The 21122-nt window shown below is 64.4% G+C and carries 21 protein-coding genes; 11 read left to right on the plus strand and 10 right to left on the minus strand.

The window, feature by feature from the left end; genetic code table 11:
- Position 1: 1 nt before the first annotated feature.
- From amrA to ACR42D_RS17245, 4 genes are all read left to right on the plus strand, one after another.
- Positions 2–556: an AmmeMemoRadiSam system protein A gene (gene amrA, locus ACR42D_RS17230; protein WP_484568014.1), complete on the plus strand. Its 555-nt coding sequence runs from the start codon at positions 2–4 to the stop codon at positions 554–556.
- A gap of 128 nt (positions 557–684) precedes the next feature.
- Positions 685–1398: a flagellar brake protein gene (locus tag ACR42D_RS17235; protein ID WP_484568015.1), complete on the plus strand. Its 714-nt coding sequence runs from the start codon at positions 685–687 to the stop codon at positions 1396–1398.
- A gap of 17 nt (positions 1399–1415) precedes the next feature.
- Positions 1416–2618: an HD-GYP domain-containing protein gene (locus tag ACR42D_RS17240; protein WP_484568016.1), complete on the plus strand. Its 1203-nt coding sequence runs from the start codon at positions 1416–1418 to the stop codon at positions 2616–2618.
- A 23-nt stretch (positions 2619–2641) separates the two neighbouring features.
- Positions 2642–3082: a hypothetical protein gene (locus ACR42D_RS17245; RefSeq protein WP_484568017.1), complete on the plus strand. Its 441-nt coding sequence runs from the start codon at positions 2642–2644 to the stop codon at positions 3080–3082.
- A gap of 4 nt (positions 3083–3086) precedes the next feature.
- Here ACR42D_RS17245 and ACR42D_RS17250 read toward each other — a convergent pair whose 3' ends face one another.
- Positions 3087–3359 (minus strand): cysteine-rich small domain-containing protein, encoded by a 273-nt coding sequence (locus tag ACR42D_RS17250; protein WP_484568018.1) that lies wholly within the window; start codon positions 3357–3359, stop codon positions 3087–3089.
- A 1-nt stretch (position 3360) separates the two neighbouring features.
- Complete coding sequence (locus tag ACR42D_RS17255; protein ID WP_484568019.1) at positions 3361–3678, minus strand: DUF4389 domain-containing protein; 318 nt, start codon at positions 3676–3678, stop codon at positions 3361–3363.
- Between the two features lie 187 nt (positions 3679–3865).
- On the opposite strand from ACR42D_RS17255, the gene ACR42D_RS17260 reads away from it, so the two are divergent.
- The 3 genes from ACR42D_RS17260 to ACR42D_RS17270 all read left to right on the plus strand — a co-directional run bounded on the left by ACR42D_RS17260 (position 3866) and on the right by ACR42D_RS17270 (position 6401).
- Complete coding sequence (locus ACR42D_RS17260) at positions 3866–4066, plus strand: hypothetical protein (protein WP_484568020.1); 201 nt, start codon at positions 3866–3868, stop codon at positions 4064–4066.
- Positions 4067–4170: 104 nt separating this feature from the next.
- Complete coding sequence (locus ACR42D_RS17265; RefSeq protein ID WP_484568021.1) at positions 4171–5067, plus strand: mechanosensitive ion channel family protein; 897 nt, start codon at positions 4171–4173, stop codon at positions 5065–5067.
- Positions 5068–5168: 101 nt separating this feature from the next.
- The gene (locus tag ACR42D_RS17270; protein WP_484568022.1) at positions 5169–6401 is read left to right on the plus strand and encodes an acyltransferase family protein; all 1233 of its coding nucleotides are present in this window, start codon (positions 5169–5171) and stop codon (positions 6399–6401) included.
- A 127-nt stretch (positions 6402–6528) separates the two neighbouring features.
- Here the strand turns inward: ACR42D_RS17270 and ACR42D_RS17275 are convergent, their stop codons facing one another.
- Positions 6529–6924, minus strand: a complete 396-nt coding sequence (locus ACR42D_RS17275) for a secondary thiamine-phosphate synthase enzyme YjbQ (protein WP_484568023.1) — start codon at positions 6922–6924, stop codon at positions 6529–6531.
- 173 nt (positions 6925–7097) lie between these two features.
- On the opposite strand from ACR42D_RS17275, the gene ACR42D_RS17280 reads away from it, so the two are divergent.
- Complete coding sequence (locus ACR42D_RS17280; protein ID WP_484568024.1) at positions 7098–7841, plus strand: substrate-binding periplasmic protein; 744 nt, start codon at positions 7098–7100, stop codon at positions 7839–7841.
- A gap of 60 nt (positions 7842–7901) precedes the next feature.
- Here the strand turns inward: ACR42D_RS17280 and ACR42D_RS17285 are convergent, their stop codons facing one another.
- The 4 genes from ACR42D_RS17285 to purN form a co-directional block, all read right to left on the minus strand.
- Positions 7902–8912: an endonuclease/exonuclease/phosphatase family protein gene (locus tag ACR42D_RS17285; RefSeq protein WP_484568025.1), complete on the minus strand. Its 1011-nt coding sequence runs from the start codon at positions 8910–8912 to the stop codon at positions 7902–7904.
- A 97-nt stretch (positions 8913–9009) separates the two neighbouring features.
- Positions 9010–9771 carry a precorrin-4 C(11)-methyltransferase gene (gene cobM, locus ACR42D_RS17290; RefSeq protein WP_484568026.1) on the minus strand — a complete coding sequence of 254 codons (762 nt, stop codon included), beginning with the start codon at positions 9769–9771 and terminating at the stop codon, positions 9010–9012.
- On the minus strand, positions 9771–10307 hold the full coding sequence (locus ACR42D_RS17295; RefSeq protein WP_484568027.1) for a 3'-5' exonuclease: 537 nt from the start codon (positions 10305–10307) through the stop codon (positions 9771–9773). Before ACR42D_RS17295 ends, cobM begins: the two co-directional genes overlap by 1 nt.
- Positions 10308–10600: 293 nt before the next feature.
- A complete protein-coding gene (purN, locus tag ACR42D_RS17300; RefSeq protein ID WP_484568028.1) occupies positions 10601–11305 on the minus strand; it encodes a phosphoribosylglycinamide formyltransferase in 705 nt (234 codons plus the stop codon).
- A gap of 170 nt (positions 11306–11475) precedes the next feature.
- On the opposite strand from purN, the gene ACR42D_RS17305 reads away from it, so the two are divergent.
- On the plus strand, positions 11476–12216 hold the full coding sequence (locus ACR42D_RS17305; protein WP_484568029.1) for a substrate-binding periplasmic protein: 741 nt from the start codon (positions 11476–11478) through the stop codon (positions 12214–12216).
- Positions 12217–12305: 89 nt separating this feature from the next.
- Here ACR42D_RS17305 and cobA read toward each other — a convergent pair whose 3' ends face one another.
- Together cobA and ACR42D_RS17315 are read right to left on the minus strand one after the other, a co-directional pair.
- Positions 12306–13820 carry a uroporphyrinogen-III C-methyltransferase gene (gene cobA / locus ACR42D_RS17310; protein ID WP_484568030.1) on the minus strand — a complete coding sequence of 505 codons (1515 nt, stop codon included), beginning with the start codon at positions 13818–13820 and terminating at the stop codon, positions 12306–12308.
- Between the two features lie 140 nt (positions 13821–13960).
- Positions 13961–16627, minus strand: coding sequence for a valine--tRNA ligase (locus tag ACR42D_RS17315; RefSeq protein WP_484568031.1), 2667 nt, complete (start codon positions 16625–16627; stop codon positions 13961–13963).
- A gap of 256 nt (positions 16628–16883) precedes the next feature.
- Between ACR42D_RS17315 and ACR42D_RS17320 the strand changes: the two genes are divergently transcribed.
- Entirely contained in the window at positions 16884–18146 is a 1263-nt protein-coding gene (locus ACR42D_RS17320; protein ID WP_484568032.1) for a BPL-N domain-containing protein, read from the plus strand.
- A gap of 139 nt (positions 18147–18285) precedes the next feature.
- Complete coding sequence (locus ACR42D_RS17325; protein WP_484568033.1) at positions 18286–20187, plus strand: FapA family protein; 1902 nt, start codon at positions 18286–18288, stop codon at positions 20185–20187.
- Here ACR42D_RS17325 and truA read toward each other — a convergent pair.
- On the minus strand, positions 20184–20933 hold the full coding sequence (gene truA, locus ACR42D_RS17330) for a tRNA pseudouridine(38-40) synthase TruA (RefSeq protein WP_484568034.1): 750 nt from the start codon (positions 20931–20933) through the stop codon (positions 20184–20186). The genes ACR42D_RS17325 and truA overlap by 4 nt on opposite strands.
- Positions 20934–21122 lie beyond the last annotated feature (189 nt).

Raw genomic sequence — 21122 nt, forward strand, 5'->3', positions numbered from 1 at the left:
CATGTCCGAATTCCGCTTTGAGCTTTCCGACGGGGAAAAACAATATCTCAAGGACCTGGTGGTCCGGGCCATTTCGTCCGGCCTGGGCATGGGCGGCGACAACCGGCCGCCCGAGCCGCCCACGGACAGGCTGCGCGAGGAGCTGGGGGCGTTCGTCACCCTCAAGCTCGGCGGCAACCTGCGCGGCTGCATCGGCAACGTCCAGGGAACGGGGCCGCTGTACCGCACGGTCTGGGACATGGCCCTGTCCGCGGCCTTCCGCGACCCGCGCTTCGAGCCGCTGGGCGAGGACGAGTTCAAGCGACTCGAGTACGAAATTTCCATACTGGGCCCCATCGAGCCGTGTCCGGACCCGGAATTGGTCCAGATCGGCCGCCACGGGCTGATCATGAGCGCCCACGGCCGCTCGGGCCTGCTCCTGCCCCAGGTCCCGGTGGAATGGAACTGGGACCGCGAGACCTTCCTGGGCCAGACCTGCTACAAGGCCGGGCTGCCGCGCGACGCCTGGAAGGATCCGGACACGAACATCTTCTGGTTCGAGGCCGAGGTCTTCTGACGGGCCGGAAGCCGGGAAATTCCCCTATCGACAGTGGGAGTTGATATCGTGTATAGATTTATTCCATGAATGGACGGTCCGGCATTGTGCCGAGCCGCCGGGCAACCCGTACCCGGGCAAGGTGTGCCATGGACGCGAAGCCGGAAAACACCCAAACGGCCGTAAGGGCCGACAACGTGATCGCCCCGGCCGAGGCCAAGGTGCGGAAGATGCCGGGCGTGCAGTTGCGGGTTTCCCTGGGCAAGAACGTGGTCATCCGGGTTCCGGGCGCGGACTGCTCCTACCGGGGGCGCATAGTGGGGCTGGACCCGTACGAATACCTCATCGCCTCGGTCCGCATGCCCGCCCGAATCCGCGAGCAGCTGGCCCTGGGCGGCCAGATCATCGTCAAGTACATCCACCAGGGCGCGGTCTACGGGTTCAAGACCACAACCTTCAACGCGATCACCTCGCCCACCTCGCTGGTCTTCTTCGCCTATCCGTCGAGCATCGAGAAGGTGGAGCTGCGCAGGGATTCCCGGACCAAGTGCAACATAGACGGCATGCTCCGGTCCGAGGAAGGCGAGTACGAGTGCATGATCGTCAACATCAGCGCCACGGGCTGCCGGGCCACGGTCCGGGCCGGCACGCGCGACCCCATCGCCCGGCTCGAGGTGGGTGATCCCCTGGTGGCCATCGTCAACCTGGGGACTGAAGGCACGCTCAAGCTGCCCATCGTGGTCAGGAACATCAAACGGGAGCAGGGCCTGCACATCATCGGAGCCATGTTCCTCGACCTGAACGACATCGAAGAGGAACGGATCGGAACGTATCTGGAGAGAATGCGCCGATTGTCCCGCTAACCCACCAGAGTGCCGATATGATTAAGAAAATTCCCATAGAAGCCTTGAAACCGGGCATGGAAGTGATCCAGGTGCCGGGAGAGCTCTGGCAGCACCTGCCCTATTTGTATTCGGAACCCGGGATCATCGAATCCGAGGCCGAGGTGGCCCGCCTGCTGGAACTGGGCTATAGGGAGGTCTTCGTGGTCACCGAGGAGGCCGGGGAGCTGTCCGACGAGGCCCACCTGGACCAGCTCATCTCCGGCAGCGAAGTCGGCCGCGAACCCAGGGCGCGCACCCCCTTCGGCCAGGCCATATCCTCGGCCATGGTCACCTACGAGGACGCCATGGCCCACGCCATGCAGATCGTCCAGGACGCCAAGCTCGGGCGCAAGATGGACTACGCCACCTCGCTCAAGACGGCCAGCGCCATCGTGGAGTCGGCCGTGTCCAACCCCGACACCCTGGTCTGCCTGTCCAAGCTGTCCGAATTCGATGACTACACCTACACCCACTGCATCAACGTGGCCGCCATCAGCGTGGTCTTCGGCGAGTACATCGGCATGTCCCGCGACGAGCTGGTGCTGCTCGGCGTGGCCGGAATGATGCACGACCTGGGCAAGACCACGGTCCCGGCCCGGATCATCAACAAGCCCGGCCCCCTGACCGGGCCCGAGCGCGAGGAGGTCCGCCGCCATCCGCAGTTCGGCTGCGACATCCTGCAGCGCAACGGCGACATCCCGGGCCGCGTGCTCAAGGCGGTCATGCACCACCACGAGCGGTACAACGGCTCGGGCTATCCGGCCGGACTGGCTCGCAAGGACATCCCGGCCTTCGCCCGCATCCTCTGCCTGGCCGACGTGTACGACGCCCTGACCTCGGACCGCTGCTACAAGAACGCCATCCTGCCCAACAAGGCGCTCGGCATCATGTACGGCATGCGCGACCAGGACTTCGACCCCACCGAGGTCCAGCTGTTCATCAAGTGTCTGGGCATCTTCCCGGCGGGCAGCTTCGTCAAGCTCAACACCGGTCAGTACGCCCTGGTCTTCGAGACCAACTCGCGCGAACCGCTGAACCCGAAGATCCGCATCGTCATGGACGAGCACATGAACCCCATCCACACCCGCGACGTGGACCTGACCGCCCAGCCCGAGGGGGCCGGAACCATCGAGATACTCGAATGCGCCGACCCCTCGGCCTACCGCAAGAACCTCATGAACTACCTGACCAGAAACTGACCGCGACCCGCCGGAGACCCTCGATGCTGGACACGAATATTTGGCTTGGCGTGATCGTGCTGACGATCCTGCTCTACACCTTCAAATGGTGGTTCGGACGCCGCCGCAAGGTGAAGGTCTACCGGGTATCGCCCGAGTCGCTGAAGCGGGCCAAGGAGGTCGTCGTCGTCGTCCTGGCCCTGGTGGAGGACGGCGAGAGCTTTCCCCTGGACGAACGGCGGCTCCTCTACCCCAAGGAAGACGTCAAGAGCGCGGCCAAGATCATGGCCTATTACTTCTGGAAAAAACGGCGACACGACGAGCTGTCGCGGGTCAAGAACTGCTTCGTCTCCCTGGCCCGGTTCCAGGACACCGGGCTGGACCTGGAGGCCCAGGAACGCAGGGCCGCCCGCGAGCGCGCCCGGCTCGAGCGCGAGCTCAACTACTACATGACCCACTCGCCCTTCAACGCCCGGCGCGTCTAGGCGGTCACTCCCCTTCCGGCCCCGCGGCCCGTATCTCGGCGAAGCGCGCCTTCAGGCGGGCCAGGATGTGGTCGTACCCTTTCGGCGTGTGCGGAATCAGGCAGGTGGTGCAGTCCTTGACCCCGGATTCGAGGATCACGTAGTTGCCGCCGCATTCCTCGAAAAAATAGAGCGGGCAGAAGCAGAACAGGCAGTTGAACCGCTCCGGCCGCCTGGTCTTGTGGCAGGGAAAATACTCGCAATCCGTGTTGCTGAAAAAGCGATGGCTGTTTTGCATGTCAGCGGAACTGTACCTGCTTGGCGGGCGGCTCGCAATCCTCGTCCGCCGGGTATTCGGCAAAGGGGAAGGGCCGCCGGTTGTCGTTCAGGGTGGCGTAGCGCATGATCCGGTAGCCGTACTGGGACAGCGCGTTGCAGGCGCGCCGCAGCGGCTCGCTGCGCTTCTTGGCCACGAGCAGGTAGGCGTACTGGAACAGGGTGGCCACCTCGATGATCAGGGTCAGGACCTCGAAGAAGATGAGGCAGACCAGGGTGACGATGAGCCGCTTGAGGATTTCGCCCCGGCTCACGGTGGTTGCGCGGGTTTCCGTGGACATAGTGGTACCCTCCTGGATGTCGTTTACTCGAAACCAGCCTACCCCATCCCGCCCGCCGTGCGCAACCGCGACCGGATCCGGGGCGGGGAGGGCCGGGTCATGTCTTCTTCACAGGGTCGTCACGCCACGGTGACCCGGTCGCCCACCCATGGGGCTATTCTGGTTCCGCCAACCCGCCGGAGCCCCCATGAGCATACTGCAAATCCGATACTGCCCCCACTGCGCGACCAGGACCTACCACCGCTTCATGAGCCGGTTGCGCTGCCGTTTCGCCCGCGAGGCCGGGTGGCTGTGCGTGTCCTGCGCCAAGCGCGAGCGTGAGCTGCGCCGCCGGGCCGCGAGCCTCGGCCTCGACCCGGAACTCGCCGCCGACTCCGGCAGCCCGTAGCCCCCGCCTGCCGGGACTGTCCAGCCCGTCCGGAGGTCTCCCTTTTCAAAACCGCGGTTTGCCCGTAGGCTAGAGCGCGCACCACGAAACGAAAAAGGAGTCCCATGATCGAGAACACGAATCTGGCCGTGTACGTCGCGGGCATCACCCTGCTGGCCCTGGTAGCCTATCTCTGGCTGCACGTCAGGGTGACCTCCTTCAGGGAGAGCCGCGTCGAGCGCATCAAACACCTGCTCAAGGACCCGGAGACCAGCGCTGCCATGCCCACCGACGTCCTGTCCGACAAGGAGGAGTTGCAGGACCGGCGCCACATCATCAAGGGCGTGCGGTCCCGGTTCACCATCATCCGCAGGACGCTGATCCTGTGCGTGTTCGCGGCCTGGGCCCTGGCCCTGACCTTCCCGTTCATCGGCAAGCTGCCGAGCACCATGCTGTCCATCCTCATCGCCGTGACCACGGCCGTGGTCGGCATCGCGGCCCGGCCTCTGGTGGAGAACATGATCTCCGGCATCGTCATCAGCTTCTCCAAGCAGCTGCGCGTGGGCGACACCCTGATGATGGACTCCCAGTACGGCACGGTGGAGGACATCTCCATCACCCACACCAAGATCAAGACCTGGGACTGGAAGCGGTACGTCATCCCCAACAGCCGGATGCTCAACAAGGAGTTCGTCAACCTGACCCTGAACGACTCCCTGCTGTGGGCCTACCTGGAGTTTTCGGTCTCCTACGACGCGGACCTGGAGGAGGTCAGCGACATCGCCACCCGCGTGGCCAGCCAGAGCCCGCACCACAACGCCCAGGAGCCGCCGCAGTTCTGGGTCATGCGCATGGACCAGGAAAGCGTGACGTGCTGGGTGGCCGCCTGGGCCGACTCCCCGGCCGAGGCCTGGAACCTCAAGAGCGACATCGCCGTACGCCTGATCCGCGAATTCCGCGAACGCGGCATCCCCACGCACATGAACCAGGTGCATCTGAACCAGGGGCCGGTGACGGCGTGAGGCGGAGGCTGGCCCGCACCGCACCGAGGCTGGCGAGCGTCGTCGGCACCCTCGCCACCGCAATCCGCACAAGCCGCTGCAACTCTTGAAAGGGAAATCCAGTGGAGCAGACTTCAACTTCCTTGACACACTATAAATACATAGACGGGTTGCGAGGATGGGCCATTCTTTTTGTCGTTTTTCTTCATGTCAGTTTTGGTATTGCATCGATCAAATCGCTCTCCGCCTACCTTCCCGCACTCAAAGTTGATATCGCTCTGGGCGGTACGGCGAGATTGATCGCCGATCACACGGCCTACGGCGTCCAGCTCTTTTTCATCGTCAGCGCGCTCTCCTTGACAATAAGCGCATCCAGGGGAGGATTGGAGTCACTTGGCAGATACGCGGCCAGGAGATTTTTTCGTATTGCCCCCATGTTTTATGTCGGCATCCTGCTCTACCTCTTTCTGTACGGCTTCAGCCCAAGACTCGCGGCCCCCGGGGGCATCTCTTTCGAGGATGTCGCGGCAACGGTTTTCTTCATCCATAGCTGGTTTGAAAACGCTTTCAATTCCGTTGTCCCGGGCGGATGGTCCATCGGCAATGAGGCGATGTTCTATGTGATATTCCCCTTTGCCTATCTCCTTATGGTGAAGAATCTGAAGGTGTTTCTCCTGTTTTTCCTGGGGACCTTGCTTTACGCCCAGTACATCTTTGTCCATTCCGTTGCCCAGGGGACATGGGACGCCTACCGGTACTTCAATTTTCTGAACCAATTGCCTGTGTTCATGATCGGCCTCTTGGTCGGAAGGACACTCCTGCAAGAGAAAAAGCCGGCCCTTTACGACCGGTTTCCGGTTTTTCCCATTTTCATTGCCATGGTCGTCCTCCTCCCGTTCCTCAAGATAGATCATTGGCTGGAACCGCACCTCGTCTTTTCGCTGGCCATCGCCGTATTCATTGTCCTGCTGGCGCGAAACGGATCCGTGTTCTTTGAAAACAGGATTATCACCTATATCGGCAAGATATCCTTTAGCGTGTATCTTCTCCACTTCGCGGTGCTGTCCACATCCTATGACATCGCATCGCACTTCATACCGGGCAAGGGCATCCTCTTTCTGGGAACGTATTATCTGATCGTTTTGTTCTTCACCCTTATTCTGGCTTCCATAACCTATCACTGTATCGAATTGCCCTTCATGAACTACGCCAAGAGGATACGTTCCCGCCGGTGCCCGGCGGGATCCCCGCAACTGCCGACCCGCATCGGTGACGGACCGGCTCATCCGTTCGGGACGCACCGTGCGCTGTCCACGATCCGAAACCTGAAAAGGGCCGTCTTCAGACAGCCCTAGATTTTCCATCGAGAGTGCGGCCTTCGCGCGCATATGGCGAATCCACCCCCGGTTCACACAGATTGGCGGAGTGTCGGATGTGGCGTCCGGAACGGCGGCTGGTCTTGCGGGCAGTCTGTCGGGCCTTCTAATCTCCCAGCCACTTCAGCCACAGCTTCCTGGACCTTGGGCCGTCGAATTCGCAGAAGTAGATCTTCTGCCACGTGCCGAGCTGAATCTCCCCGCCCTCGACGATGACCATTTGCTCGCAGCCGAACATGGAGGACTTGATGTGCGCGTCCGAGTTGCCCTCGGCGTGCTGATAGTCGCCGCTGTGCGGGACCAGCTTGCGCAGGTTGACGACGATGTCGCGGACCACGTCCGGGTCCGCGCCCTCGTTGACGGTGACGGCCCCGGTTGTGTGGGGGCAATACAACAAGAGCGCCCCGTCGGACCATCCGTTCCCGTTGATCACACGACGTACGGCGGCGGTGATGTCCACCATCTCTTCGCGTTCGTGTGTCCGGATACTGAGTGTTTCCATATTGCCCTTTCCGGTTGAAGTTAATCATATCGCAGCGATTAAGAGCGGTGCCATCATGCACGAGTTAACGATGCCGGACAACCTCGCGAAAGGATGCTTGTCTTCCGGTACCGGGTTTGTGCACAATGTGGCCTGGGACGCAGTTGTCCTGAACATTTATACTGAGTGATTTCATGAAACGCACTTTTGTTTTGATCGCGCTCCTTGTGTTTTTAGCGGGCCCGGCGCGATCGGCATTCGCGGAACGCCTTGTCACAGTGGCGTTTCCTCTTTTTGCTCCGTACCGAACCATGGAAAACGGTCGGCCCGCGGGACTCGTGGTGACCCTGCTGGACGAAGTCGCGAAACGGATGGGCTTCAAGGTCAAGTTTGTGGAAGTGAGTTTTCATCGGGCGATGTACATGCTCGACAATGGAGACGTGGACATCATGCCGGGCCTGTTCAAACGAAAGGACAGGGAAGAGAGGTATCTCTATGTCGAGACTCCGTACCGCCATGAAAGAACGAGCTTCTTTGTCCTGAGAGACGGTCCGAGGATCGAGTCGTATGACGACCTGCGCGGGCTGACCATCGGCACGTTGGAAGAGGTGAAATATTTCGATCGATTCGACAGCGACGATGCGCTGATCAAGAAGCCGGTTCTTTCCGATATGCTCAATATCAGGAAGCTCCTGGAAGGGCGTATCGACTGTTTCGCCATGGCCGGAGAGGTCGCCAAACAGAAAATCGCCATGGCCGGAGGCAAGGAAAGAATCGTTCAAGCCGCGTACCGCCCCCCCAAAAAGGATGGCGTTTATCTGGTCTTCTCCCGACGATCCCCCAACAAGGACCTGGTGGAAAAATTGAATGAAACGCTTTCAGCCATGGAGAGGGCGGGAGAGCTGGACAGGCTTTACCAACTTCATTTCGGCTATTAGGCGCTTATCGCCTTGACGCTCACGGCCCTGTCCGGCGGGCGTCGGCCGGATGATTGCGCCCTACTCCGCCTTGGGCAGGGCCACGTCGGCGATGATCGGGCGGTGGTCCGAATAGAGCTCCGGACCGACAAGGAAATGCAGCGGCACCGCGCCGTTGGCGGTCACGACGTGGTCGATGGACAGCCTGACAGGGATGCCCTTGTATTCGTCGTAGAACGTCCAGCCGTACCCGCTCCCGGTCTCGGCAAAGGCGTCGTGGAAGCCGCCCCAGACATCCCGGAAAATCCGGCTCTGCCGGGGCATGTTGAAGTCCCCGGCCACGATCACCGGCAGGGAGGCGTTCCCGGCCAGGGACGCCACCTGCATGGAGGCGCGCTCGCGCCCCGAGGTCTCGTCCCGGAGCATGCCCGCCTTGGCCGGGTCCACGCCCAGGTCACGGCTGACCACGTTTTGCAGGCCGTACCGGGCGCTCGGAAGATGCACGGCCACAAAGGCGAACCGGCCTTGCGGCGCGTCGATCACCGCGCTCAGCCCGCTCAACCGCTTGTTCAGATGCGGCGGATGGGCGGTCCAGACGCTCTCGCCCCGCTCCAGGGGATAACGGGAATAGATGGCCACCCCGGCCCGCCTGTAGGTATGCCACCCCGGGATGACCGGCAGCGCGAACCATCGGGGCAGCTCCTGCAGGGACACCACGTCGACGCTCAGGCTGGTGATCAGCCCGGCCAGGGCGTCCCGGTCTATATGGCCGTCCCTGGTGTTGAGGGACAACACCCGGACGGTCTCCCCCGGCGCGGCCCGGGGCGAATCCAGGACCACATTCCAGCCGAGGAAAGGCCACAGGAACACCCCCAGGGACAACCCCAGCGGGAGCAGCAGGAAGCGTTTGCGGAACAGGGCCAGGGGGATGAACGCAAGCAGCGGCAGCCCCAGGAGCCAGCGCGGGCCGAAGAGCAGCAGCGTGGCCGGCCACCAGCGGTCGCCCAGGGCGTACATCAGCGCCGTGGCCACGGCCATGCAGGCCAGATAGAGCCAGGACAGAGCAGAGAGGATGGGTCTGGATGTCTTCATGCGTCCGGTGGTGTGTTCAGCGTTCGTCCGCCGCAGGATATCGGATCATGTCCGCACTTATACCGCACCGGCCGTCCCGGAGACAACCCCGTTCCCGTCAGGCCCGGTACATGTGCCGGAAATCCTTGTCGTACAGCAGGGACCGGGCCTTGCCCGCGTCCTCGCGCCCCTGGCCGGGCAGGACCAGGAATACGGTCTGGCGGGTGAAGCCGTTGTCGCGCGCCGCCCGCGCCAGCTCGGCCAGTTCGGTCTCCACGACCTTCTCGTCCGGCCAGCCCACGCGATAGGCCATGACCACCAGGGTCGCACCGGCCAGGCCGCCCGCCAGAAGCTCCCGCTGCACGCCCTCGGGGTCGCCCGCCGACAGATAGATGCACATGGCCGAGCCGTGGGCCGCCAACTTGCGCAGCCCCTCACCCTCGGGCACGGGCGTCTTGCCTTCCAGCCGGGTGAAAATCAGCGTCTGGGTCACCTCGGGCACGGTATACGACCGCCCCGCCGCGGCGGCCGCCGCGAACCCGGCGGTCACGCCCGGCACCACCGCATACGAAATCCCGGCCGCGTCCAGCAGCGCAATCTGCTCGCGGATGGCTCCGTACAGGGACGGGTCGCCGGTGTGCACGCGGGCCACCGTGCCGCCCTGCGCCACGGTCTCGACCATGAGCGCGTGGGTCTCCTCCAGGCTCATGGGCGCGGAGTCGGCCACCCGAGCGCCCTCCTTGGCCCCGGCCACCACCTCGGCGGGCACCAGGGACCCGGCGTAGAGCACCAGATCGGCTTCCCCGATCAGCCGCCGTCCCTTGATGGTCAGCAGTTCCGGGTCGCCCGGTCCGGCACCGATGAAATACACGTCCGCCATCACAGCACCTTGCTCATGAAGTCCGGGTTGAGCCGCAGGCCGTTGACCGCTATGAGCGCGCACGCCTCGGCGTCCGAAGCCGCGTTGTGGTGGTTCAGTTCAATGCCCAGGTGCGCACACACGCTCGGCAGCTTGTTCGAGGCCAGCTCCCATGTCTTGCGGGCCAGCTGCACGGTGCACAGAAACGGCTGCTCCGGCGCGGTCCAGCCGGATTCGCGGCAGCAGGTGTGCAGCACCGACTTGTCAAAGGCCGCGTTGTGCGCCACCAGAAAGTCCGCGCCCTGGAAATAGACCTCCAGCTCGGGCCACAGGTCGCCGAAACTCGGCTCGTCGCACACGTCCGACCAGTGGATGCCGTGCACGCGCACGCAAAAAGGATTGAACTTGGCCCTGGGCGGGCGGATCAGACGGTAGTCCCGGGCCACGATCTCGCCCCGGTCCACCACCACGATACCCAAGGCGCACGCCGAATCCCGCTTGGGATCCGCCGTCTCGAAATCAATCGCCACAAACCGCACGTCGTTTAGTGTGGGCATAGGAAGCCTCCGGCGGCCGGGGGAAGGGGAGGGAAAACCCTTTGAAAAGGGTTCTTCCCTCCCCTTCCCCCGGACCCCCATCCCCTCCTTTTCCCAAACTTTTTGTGCCGCCTTCGGCGGGGTGGGGGCATGGAGATGGGTTACATTAAATCAGGTTACTACAAAATATCGTTCAAGCCGCCCCTTCGCTCCCGCACCCGCCCCGCGAAGCGGCGATAAAAAGTTTGGGAAGGGGGTCCAGCGGGCAACCCTTTTCAAAGGGTTCCCCCCTGGCCGCCGGAGGCATTCTTCTTCTAAAATCCGTCTTCCAGCGGCGGCCAGACCAGGGCTTGGGTGTCGGTGTCCGTCCCGGCCGAGGGTTGCATGGCCAGGTTTCGGATGGCCGGTTTGAGGTGCACGAACCGCCCGCGCTGTTCCAACCGTCCTTCGGCCAGCCATTGCAGGGCCTGGGGCAGGATGCGGTGTTCCAGCTTGATGATGCGCGCGCCCAGCGCGTCGCCGCCCTCGCCCGGCTGGCACGGCACGGCGGCCTGGATGATGACCGGGCCGTGGTCCATCTCTTCGTCCACGAAATGCACGGTGCAGCCGGATATCTTGACCCCGTAGTCCGCGGCGTCGTCCTGGCCGTGCACGCCTGGAAAGCTCGGCAGCAGGGCCGGGTGGATATTGATCACGCGCCCGCGAAACGGCTCCAGGAAGACCGGGGTGACGATGCGCATGAATCCGGCCATGACCACCGCGCCGGTCTCGTTCACGCCCGACTGGCGGATGGCCCGGACCATCTCCTCGTCGAACGCCTCGCGGGAACCGAACTCCGTGTGCAGCAGCACGCGGGTGGGGATGTTGTGGTTGCGCGCTCGGGTCAGGCCGAAGGCGTCTTCCCTGTTGGAGACGACCACCTTGATCTCGGCGTCGAGCATGCCCACTTCGATGCGGTCGATGATGGATTGCAGATTGGACCCGCCCCCGGACACGAGGACGGCAATGGGCATTGCCATGGATGCTCCCTTGAATGGTTGAAAACGGCGGGGGTCGGCCCCGTCCCAGAACTTGGCCCAAAGCGCGCGCTTTTTCAAGGGCGGATTTCCGCGCCTGCGGCCGCATTGCCTTTTTACGGCACGCCCAGTATTGTCTTCTCCAATACCTACTATCAGCCAAGAGACTGTTCATGAGACGCCTGTGCCCGCTGCTTATCCTTTTCCTTCTGCTCGGCCCTGTCGCGGCCGGTGCGGAAGGGGTGCGCGTCATCACCGAGTACAACCCGCCCTGCAGCTTGGACACGCGGAATGGTGCTTCGGGCATCGCCACCGACCTGTTCCTGCTCATGGCGGACCGGGCCGGGCTCGAGATGGCCCGCGAGGACATCCGCGTCTGGCCCTGGGCCAGGGGATACAAGGAGATACTCGAAAAAACGGACGTCATCCTCTACGCCATGGCCCGGACGCCCGGACGCGAGGGATTGTTCCAGTGGATCGGCCCGGTCATGCCCCTGCACTTCAGCCTGATCGCTCTCAAGGACAGGAAGGTGGTCATCAAGGACCCGGTGGAAGGTGCCGGACAGTACCGTTACGGGACCATGCGGGCCAGCGCCTCGGAACAGGAACTCATACGGCTGGGCGTGCCTCCGGGCCGCATGGACTCGGTCCACGACACCACGCTGAACCTGCGCAAGCTCGTCCAAGGGCGCATAGACGTTGTGGCGGGCACCGAATCCGCCCTTTTTTACACCATCCGCAAGATGGGGCTGGAACCGGACACATTCGAGGTCGTCCACCGGCTCATGAGCGCCAATTTCTACTTCGCGGCCAGCCGGGACATGGACCCGGCCATAGTGTGCCGCCTCCAGGCCGCCCTGGACGGGCTCAGGGCCGACGGCACGGTCGACGCCATCATCCAAAGTTACCAATAGGAGCGCCCGGTCAGCCCTGTTCCGGCATGAAAAAAAGGCCCGGCGCGCAGGATTACGCGCCGGGCCTTGTCTTGTCGTATCGGGTGCCGCTACTTCGCGGTCGCGTCCTTGATCAGCGCGTCCACCAGGCCGGGGATGGTGTAGTCCTCGGGCTCCAGCACCGGGGTCAGGCCGAATTTGCGGATCGTGTCCGAGGTGACCGGGCCGATGGAGGCGATCTTCACGTCCGGGTAGTTCTTGAAGGCGTCGGCCGGGACCAGCTCGAAGAAGTTCTCCACCGTGCTCGACGAGGTGAAGGTCACGTAGCGGATGTCGCCCGCGCCCAGCGCCTCCATGATCTCGTCGCCCGAGGCCTGGCCCAGACGGGTCTCGTAGACCGGCAGGACCGTGACGTTGCAGCCCGCCGCCTTGAGCTCGCGGGGCAGGACCTCTCTGGCCACCTTGGCGCGGGGGATGAGCACGTCCGAACCGGCGATGCCGCGTTCGAGCAGCCCCTTGACCACGTGCTCGGCCACGTATTTCTCGGGGATAAAGTCCGGCTCGATGCCGCGCGCCCGCAGCTCGTCCGCCGTGGCCGGGCCGATGGCCGCGATCTGCATGCCGCCGAAGATGCGCGCGTCCAGGCCGATGGCCCGCAGCTGCTGCCAGAAGTGTTTGACGCCGTTGACCGAGGTGAACACCACCCACTGGTACCGGGCCAGCTGCAGGATGGCGGTCTCGACCTCGGCGTAGTCGTCCAGCGGCTCCACCGAGATGGTCGGGAACTCGCGCACGCACGCGCCCTGCTCGCGCAGCACGCCCACCAGGCCCGAGGCCTGCTCGCGCGCCCGGGTGACGATCACGCCCTGACCGAGCATGGGCTTCTTCTCGAACCAGCCCAGCTTGTCGTGCAGGGAGCAGACGCCGCCCACGATGATGATGGACGGGGCCTGCCAGTTGCGCGCCCGGGCCTCCTCGGCCACGTGTTCCAGGTCGGACACGAACGAGGTCTGGTTGCAGCGCGTGCCCCAGCGGACCAACGCCACCGGGGTGTCGGCCGCGCGGCCGTTGTCCATGAGATTCTTGGCGATCATGGGCAGGTTGCCCACGCCCATGTAGAAGACCAGGGTGGAGGTGGACTGCCCGTACACGGCCCAGTTGTGGCCGGACTCGGACTTGGTCGGGTCCTCGTGCCCGGTGATGAAGCAGACCGAGGTGGTGTGGTCGCGGTGGGTCACCGGGATGCCCGCGTAGGCCGGGGCGGCCACGCCCGCGGTGATGCCGGGCACCACCTCGAAGTCGATGCCCGCTTCCACGAGTTCCTCGCCCTCTTCGCCGCCGCGCCCGAAGACATAAGGGTCGCCGCCCTTGAGGCGGCAGATGACCTTGCCGGACTTGGCCTTCTCAACGATCAGATCGTTGATCTTGTCCTGGGGCAGGGTGTGGTCGCCGCCCTTCTTGCCCACATACAGGATTTCGCAATCCGGCTTGCACCACTTCAGGAATTCGGCATTGGCCAGATAGTCGTAAATCATCACGTCGCACGACTCGATGATCTCCTTGGCCCGCAGGGTGAGCATGCCCGGATCGCCCGGACCGGCTCCGACGAGAAACACGTTTGCCATAAAATTGCCTCCGGCGGCCAGGGAACCTTTTGAAAAAGGTTCCCTGGACCCTCCAAAACTTTTTATCGCGGCGCAGGTCGGTTGTGCGGTATCCGCATTCTCGAATGCGCCGGGTCAGGATCAGCCTGTTGCCTGAAAGACTAGCCCATCACGCTTTCGAGCCGCGCCTTGAGCTGGGTCAGCTTGGTCTTTTCCTCTTCCATTTCGGCCAGCTTCTTCTTCTCGCCCTCGACCACCTCGGCGGGCGCGTTGTTCACGAAGCCGGGGTTCTTGAGCTTTCCGGCCACGCCCTTCATGGTCTTTTCGAGCTTGCCCAAATTCTTGTCCAGCCGGGCCAGTTCGGCGTCGAAGTCGACCACGCCCTCCAGGGGCACGGACAGTTCGTTGCCCTGGACCACGGCCGCGCCCGAGGCCTTGGGGGCCTTGACGTCCGGGCCGATGGTCACGTTGTCGATGCGGGCCAGGGACTGGATCAGGCCGAGGTTGGCCTCGAGCACCGCCTTGTCCGCGTCGCTCACGGTCTTGATCAGCAGGTCCAGCTTCTTGGCCGGTTCGATGAGCAGTTCAGTGCGGATGTTCCGGGTGCCGGAGACCACGCCCATGAACAGCTCCATCTCGGCCACGGCCTTGTCGTCCAGGCAGTCGGGCCGCCTGTCCGGGAACGGCAGGGTGGCGATGTCCTCGCTGCGGTCGTCGCCGGCGGGCCTCGGCAGCACGTTCCAGATCTCCTGGGTGATGAACGGGGTCACCGGGTGGAGCAGGATCATGGTCTCGGACAGCACGGTCCACAACACCCGCTGGGTGGCGGCCTTGGCCTGCTCGTCCTCACCATAGAGCGCGGGCTTGATCATCTCCAGGTACCAGTCGCAGAACTCGGACCAGATGAACTTGTAGAGCGTCTGGGCGATCTCGTTGAAGCGGTACTCCTCGGTGGCCCGGGCGATGGATTCCTTGACCTCTTCCAGCCGGTGGAGAATCCAGCGGTTGGCCAGGTCGTCGGCCGCGTGCACGTCCGCGTCCGGAATCTCGTCGGGCAGGTTCATCATGGCGAACCGCGTGGCGTTCCAGACCTTGTTCATGAAATGCTTGTACCCCTCGATGCGCTGCTCCGAGAGCTTGATGTCACGGCCCATGGCCGCGAAGCTGGTCAGGGTGAAGCGCAGGGCGTCGGCGCCGTACTTCCCGATCATGTCCAGCGGGTCGATGACGTTGCCCGTGGACTTGGACATCTTCTTGCCCTGCTCGTCGCGCACCAGGGCGTGGATGTAGACATGGTGGAACGGGATCTCCTCCATGAACTGGAGGCCCATCATCATCATGCGCGCCACCCAGAAGAACAGGATGTCGAACCCTGTGACCAGGCAGGAGGTCGGGTAGTACTTGGCCAGCTCTTTCGTGTCGTCGGGCCAGCCCATGGTCGAGAACGGCCACAGGGCCGAGGAGAACCAGGTGTCCAGCACGTCCTCGTCCTGGATCAGCCTGGACGATCCGCACTGGGTGCAGACGGTCGGGTCTTCCTTGGCGACAATCAGCTCGCCGCAGTCCTCGCAGGTCCAGGCCGGGATGCGGTGGCCCCACCATATCTGGCGGGAGATGCACCAGTCGCGGATCTCGTCGAGCCACTGGTAGTAGGTCTTGGTCCAGTGCTCCGGGAAAATCTGGGTCTTGTCCGGCACGGCGGCGCGGGCCTTTTCGGCCAGCGGCTTCATGGACACGAACCACTGGGTGGAGACGTGGGGCTCGATGGTGGACTTGCAGCGGTAGCACACGCCCACCGAGTGGTCGTGGTCCACGATCTCGCCGAGCAGTCCTTCGGCCTCGAGGTCCTCGAGCACGAGCTTGCGCGCCTCGGTCACGGACAGTCCCCGGTACTTCTCGGGCGCGTTCTCGTTGACGAACCCCTTCTCGTCCAGAATGGAGATGACCTCGAGATTGTGCCTGCGGCCGATCTCCCAGTCGTTCATGTCGTGGGCCGGGGTGACCTTGAGGCAGCCGGTGCCGAATTCCACGTCCACGTAGGCGTCGCCGATGATCGGCAGCTCGCGGCCGACCAGGGGCAGGATGGCGGTCTTGCCGATGTACTTGTTGAACCGCTCGTCGTCCGGGTTCACGGCGATGGCCGAGTCGGCCAGCATGGTCTCGGGCCGGGTGGTGGCCACGATCAGGTGGCCCGAGCCGTCGGCCAGGGGATATTTGACGTGGTGCAGCTTGCCGGGCTTGGCCTCGTGTTCGACCTCGTCGTCGGCCAGGGCGGTGTGGCAGCGGTTGCACCAGTTGATGATGTAGTCGCCCTTGTAGATCAGCCCCTGCTCGAACAGGGCCACGAAGACCTCGCGCACGGCCTTGGCCCGCTGGTCGTCAAAGGTGAAGCACTCGCGGGTCCAGTCGACCGACGCGCCCATGCGTCGAATCTGGCTGAGGATGTGGTCGCCCTTCTCCTTCTTCCACTCCCAGACGCGCTCGATGAACTTCTCGCGCCCCAGATCGTCGCGGGTCAGCCCCTCGGCCTTGAGTTGCCGCTCGACCACATTCTGGGTGGCGATACCCGCGTGGTCCGTGCCCGGCACCCACAGGACGTTCTTGCCCTGCTGCCGATTGAAGCGGCAGAGGATGTCCTGGAGCGTCAGGTTCAGGGCGTGGCCCATGTGCAGGACGCCGGTGACGTTGGGCGGCGGGATGACGATGGAATAGGCGTCGCCCGGACCGTCCGGGTCCGGGGTGAAGGTCTCGCTCTGTTCCCAGTGGGTCTCCCACTTCTCTTCCACATCCCACGGTTCGTAGGCTTTGGCTAACTCTTTCCGCGCCATATCGGTGCCTCCGGCGGCCGGGGGAAGGGGGAAGGGAAACCCTTTGAAAAGAGGTTTCCCTTCCCCCTTCCCCCGGACCCCCATCCCCCTTCCCTTCCTAAACTTTTTGTGCCGCCTTCGGCGGAGTTCGGAGCTTTAGCGGGGGGTCTGTTTCTTATTGGGACGGTGCCTAAACACCGTAGTATCATTCCGTATTTTCTTGCGGTCAACGGCCGCGCTTGATAGCGTCGGCCTACACTTGTCAAGAGCGCCGCATATGTCAAGCATACATATATATTGGGACGAATCGCACTTCTGGGGGCTGCTGGCCGCCCGGGCCCTGACGGCCTGGGGTGTGCCCCACCGGCTGGTGCGCGGCTCAGAAATAGCCGATGGCGCGCTCTCTGGCAAGCTTGGCGAGGTCCCGGCCGCGCTGCTCGTGCCCGGCGGACGGGCCAAGGGCAAGGCCGACCGGCTGGGCGAACGAGGCATGGACGCGGTCCGCGAATACGTGCGCGGGGGCGGCACCTATCTCGGCTTCTGCGGCGGGGCCGGTCTGGCTCTGTCCACCCCCTTCGGCCTGGGCCTCTCGCCTTGGGTGCGCAAGGGATACCGCAACCGGCTGCACCACTTTCTTTCGGGCCATGTGCACGCCAGCCTGGACGCGAAAAACGACCTGGTCCCGGACGGCATGGACCAGGGGCTGCTCCCGGTCTGGTGGCCGGGCCGGTTCGACCCGGTGGACCCGTCGGTCAGCGTGCTGGCCCGCTACGGCAAACCCGGCCCGGACTTCTGGGTGGCGGATCTCAACCTGGCCACCCTGCCCAAGGGAACCATGGCCGACTGGGAGAACCTGTACGGCGTGAACCTGAGCCCGGATTTCATGGAAGGCGCCCCCGTGGTCGCGGCCAACGAATTCGGCAAGGGGCGCGTCGTGTTGAGCTACGCCCACCTGGAGACGCCCGCCTCCCGCCAGGCCAACCGCTGGCTCTCGCACATCCTCGGCCGGGTGCTCGACGAGCCCGAATCCGCCGTGGCCGCACGCGGTCCGGTCCCGGCCTGGGACGTGGCCGCCCGCCCGGCCGTCTGGGAAGACGCAGTGCTCATCCGCGCCCGCCGGATCATGGAGGAGATCATCCGCACCGGGTCCGAACACTTCCTGCTCTTCTGGCGCAACCCGTGGCTGCTCGGCTGGCGGCGCGGCATCCCTGGCGCGGGCGTGAATACCCTGTACTCGCTCATCTGCGAATCCCTGGCCGCCGAGCCCAACGACGCGGCGCTCGCCTTCTGGGAGGAGCACCGCGACCGCTTCCGGGTGCTCATGGACCTGCTCGGCAACGGCCTGACCGGCTACCTGCTGGCCGAACGGCTGGCCATGACCGTGTTCCACTCCGATTCGGGCGCGGTCTCCAAGGAAGGCCTCCGGGAGCAGCGGCGCGCCCTGTTCGGCCTGCCCCCTGAGCCGGGCGGCATATACGCCGACCTGGCCGGGCTGCTGGAAGAGCTCTACTGGCGGCTGTCACCCACCCGAAATACATAACGATTCCTGAAACTCCGTTTTTCAGCCGATTGCCAGGTGACTGGCCGGTGTGATATATGTAACAAAAGGTGTGGTCCCGACCGAAATGGATCGGCCGGGAAAACCCTTTATTCCATTCATCATGCAAAAGCGGTGCGTCATGACGGATGAAGAAGCCTTGAAAGCGTGTCCCGAAGCGGTTTTCCGCTTCTCCATGTCCGAAGACGGCATGAAGCTGGGCGTCAACCGGTACTTTCCTCCCAACGGCGGAAAGGAGCCGAGCGTCGCCCTGCTCAAGGCCCAGGTGGCGGCCTGCGGGGTCCGCCTGCCCGTGGACGAGGACGCGGCCAAACGCATCGTGGAGGCGGTCCAGACCGGAGGCGAGTTCCGGGGCATCACCCTGGTCCGGGGCATCCCGCCCCGCGAGCCGAGGGAGGCCACCCTGGCGCCCTTGGGGGACCTGGCGTTTCCCGTATTTCCCGGGGACCGTTTCCTGCGTTTCCGCCCGGCGACCGAGGCGGCCGACGGCGAATCCATCGACGGCCGGGCCGTCCATCCCAGCGGCGCCTTCACGCCCAAGCCGGTCAAGATCGAGATAGGCGATAACGTGGCCTGGGACAGCGCCGAGGAGGCCTACTACTCCCAGGTCTGGGGCATGGCCCACATCCGCGACGACAAGGTCTCCGTGGACCCGCTGGCGCACATCACCCCGGATGAAGTCGAGGTCGTGGGGGCCATCTTCCACAAGGATTTCCGGGGCGTGCCCATCACCCCCGAGCGCATCGAAAAGGAACTGCGCGACATGGGCGTGCTCCTCCCCGTGGACCTGCAGATGCTGGCCGCCAAAATCCGGCAGGCGGCGGACATGAACATGGCCCTGCCCAATCAGGTCCTGGTCAAGGGCGCGCATCCGGTGCCGGGCCGCGACGGCTGGCTGGAATCCCTGGTCGCCACCCGCGAGGAGACCGGCACCGAGGACTCCGCGGGCCGCCTCGATTTCCGCGACCGGGGCGTCTACCCCATGGTCAACACCGGCCAGATCATCGGCAGGCTCCATCCGCCCACCCCGGGCGAGGGCGGCATCGACATCTACGGCAAGACCATCCCGCCGCACGCGGGCAGGCCGCTCAAGATCACGCTGGGCGAGAACGTCCTGCTGCAGAACGACGGGGTGACCTATTCTTCCAAGGCCCAGGGCGTGGCGGTCATGGAGCGGAACACCCTGTCCGTGACCCAGTGCCTGGTGGTCCAGGGCAACGTGGACCTCAACTCGGGCAACGTGAAGGTCGAGCACGGCTCGATCAAGGTCCTGGGATCGATCCAGGCCGGGTTCTCGGTCTCGGCCCCGACGCACGTCCTGGTGGAGGGGTCCATCGAAAGCGCCACCGTGTATGCGGGCGGCCTGGTGGAGGTCAAGGGCGGCATCCTCATGCCCGACGGCGGCGAGATCATAAGCGACGGCCGGGTCATCGCCAACTACGCCGTGGGCGCGCGCATCCGGGCCAGGCACGACGTGATCATCGCCAACGAGATCCAGAATTCGGTCATCCGCACGGACGGCAGGCTGGTGGCCCTGTCCGGCAAGGGCACGGTCCAGGGCGGCGTGATCCTGGCCCGCAAGGGCATCGAGGTCAACGAACTCGGCTCCGAGCTGGGGGTGGCCACGACCGTGGGCATCATCGTCGAGGAGGCCGAGGACGAAGAGCTGCGCGAGGAGCGGACCCGCGTGGTCAAGGCCATCCAAAAGATCGAGGCCACCCTGGGCACCGAACCGCCCGAGACGCTCCTGGCGCGCACCCCGGAGGCCAAACGCCCGGCCCTGCTCGAAGTCATCAAGCACCGCGCCGCCCTGGTGAAGCGGCGCGAAGCATTGAGCGCCAAGATCCACCGACTGCTGCTGCGCCACCAGGAGGAGATGCAGGGCGTGACCGTGAAGGTGAAGAAGTTCGTCCACCCCGGCGCGATGATCACCTTCGGCAAGATCAGGAAAAAGGTCGAAAAGCGGCTCGAGGCCTCGACCTTCTACTGGGACCCGGAAAAGCGCGACGTGCTCTGCCGCTAGCCTTCCCCGTATTCCACCCGGACCAGGGTCAGCCCCTGCGGCGGCACCGTGGCCGGAGCCAGGGTGCGGTCGCCCGATTCCAGGATGGCCCGTACCCCGTCGATATCGAGCTTCCCCCGCCCGCAGGCCGCCAGACAGCCCACCAGGTTGCGGACCATCTGTTTAAGAAACCCGTCCGCCGTGAACCGCCAGACAGATTCGTGCGCGGTCACGCCGCCGTGCCGCGAGATGTCGGTGACGGTCCGCACCGTGGACCCCACGTCCGTGCCCACGTTCTGGAAGGCCGCGAAGTCGTGCTCGCCCATGAGCACCCGGGCGGCCGCCTCCATGCGCGCAAAATCCACCGGGCCGCAGTCCCAGACGAAGCGGCGGCGCTGGGGCAGGCAGAACTCCCGTTCGTGCCACAGGCAGTATTCGTAGGTCTTTGATTTGGCCCCGTACCTAGCGTGGAAGTCGTCGGCCACGGACCCGGCGTCGAGCACGCGCACGTCGCGCGGCAGGATGGCGTTCAGGCTGCGTCGCCAGGGGAAACCGGGCCGGTCGTCCGGGATATCGAAATGGACCACCTGGCCCAGGGCGTGTACCCCGGAGTCGGTCCGCCCGGAACCGTGCACGCGGATCTCGCGCCCGAGGATGGTCAAGAGCGCCCGCTCCAGCTCGCCCTGCACCGTGCGGTCGGCGGGCTGCACCTGCCACCCGCAGAACTCGGTCCCCTCGTAGGCCACAGTCAGTCGAATACGCGTCATGCGCCTGCTATACGTGAACCCGCCCCACACTTCAATGAGAGGGGAACACACCCGCGCCGAAGGCACATAAAGGGATGCAAGGGTGCGAACCCTTGCCCGCCGGAGGCGAAATCAACCGACCTCGCCGCGTAGCGGCATCCATACCTGATTTTCATTCACCCCCGACAAAAAAAGGCGGACGGCCCGAAG

This window comes from Pseudodesulfovibrio sp. lm2024 (assembly GCF_051175575.1).
Lineage (GTDB): Bacteria > Desulfobacterota > Desulfovibrionia > Desulfovibrionales > Desulfovibrionaceae > Pseudodesulfovibrio > Pseudodesulfovibrio caledoniensis.

What these genes read in the sequence shown, in the direction of transcription:
- amrA (WP_484568014.1), top strand. Translation starts at nt 2, where the DNA reads ATGTCCGAATTCCGCTTTGAGCTTTCCGACGGGGAAAAACAATATCTC.
- ACR42D_RS17235 (WP_484568015.1), top strand. Translation starts at nt 685, where the DNA reads ATGGACGCGAAGCCGGAAAACACCCAAACGGCCGTAAGGGCCGACAAC.
- ACR42D_RS17240 (WP_484568016.1), top strand. Translation starts at nt 1,416, where the DNA reads ATGATTAAGAAAATTCCCATAGAAGCCTTGAAACCGGGCATGGAAGTG.
- ACR42D_RS17245 (WP_484568017.1), top strand. Translation starts at nt 2,642, where the DNA reads ATGCTGGACACGAATATTTGGCTTGGCGTGATCGTGCTGACGATCCTG.
- ACR42D_RS17250 (WP_484568018.1), bottom strand. Translation starts at nt 3,359, where the DNA reads ATGCAAAACAGCCATCGCTTTTTCAGCAACACGGATTGCGAGTATTTT.
- ACR42D_RS17255 (WP_484568019.1), bottom strand. Translation starts at nt 3,678, where the DNA reads ATGTCCACGGAAACCCGCGCAACCACCGTGAGCCGGGGCGAAATCCTC.
- ACR42D_RS17260 (WP_484568020.1), top strand. Translation starts at nt 3,866, where the DNA reads ATGAGCATACTGCAAATCCGATACTGCCCCCACTGCGCGACCAGGACC.
- ACR42D_RS17265 (WP_484568021.1), top strand. Translation starts at nt 4,171, where the DNA reads ATGATCGAGAACACGAATCTGGCCGTGTACGTCGCGGGCATCACCCTG.
- ACR42D_RS17275 (WP_484568023.1), bottom strand. Translation starts at nt 6,924, where the DNA reads ATGGAAACACTCAGTATCCGGACACACGAACGCGAAGAGATGGTGGAC.
- ACR42D_RS17280 (WP_484568024.1), top strand. Translation starts at nt 7,098, where the DNA reads ATGAAACGCACTTTTGTTTTGATCGCGCTCCTTGTGTTTTTAGCGGGC.
- ACR42D_RS17285 (WP_484568025.1), bottom strand. Translation starts at nt 8,912, where the DNA reads ATGAAGACATCCAGACCCATCCTCTCTGCTCTGTCCTGGCTCTATCTG.
- cobM (WP_484568026.1), bottom strand. Translation starts at nt 9,771, where the DNA reads ATGGCGGACGTGTATTTCATCGGTGCCGGACCGGGCGACCCGGAACTG.
- ACR42D_RS17295 (WP_484568027.1), bottom strand. Translation starts at nt 10,307, where the DNA reads ATGCCCACACTAAACGACGTGCGGTTTGTGGCGATTGATTTCGAGACG.
- purN (WP_484568028.1), bottom strand. Translation starts at nt 11,305, where the DNA reads ATGGCAATGCCCATTGCCGTCCTCGTGTCCGGGGGCGGGTCCAATCTG.
- ACR42D_RS17305 (WP_484568029.1), top strand. Translation starts at nt 11,476, where the DNA reads ATGAGACGCCTGTGCCCGCTGCTTATCCTTTTCCTTCTGCTCGGCCCT.
- cobA (WP_484568030.1), bottom strand. Translation starts at nt 13,820, where the DNA reads ATGGCAAACGTGTTTCTCGTCGGAGCCGGTCCGGGCGATCCGGGCATG.
- ACR42D_RS17315 (WP_484568031.1), bottom strand. Translation starts at nt 16,627, where the DNA reads ATGGCGCGGAAAGAGTTAGCCAAAGCCTACGAACCGTGGGATGTGGAA.
- ACR42D_RS17320 (WP_484568032.1), top strand. Translation starts at nt 16,884, where the DNA reads ATGTCAAGCATACATATATATTGGGACGAATCGCACTTCTGGGGGCTG.
- ACR42D_RS17325 (WP_484568033.1), top strand. Translation starts at nt 18,286, where the DNA reads ATGACGGATGAAGAAGCCTTGAAAGCGTGTCCCGAAGCGGTTTTCCGC.
- truA (WP_484568034.1), bottom strand. Translation starts at nt 20,933, where the DNA reads ATGACGCGTATTCGACTGACTGTGGCCTACGAGGGGACCGAGTTCTGC.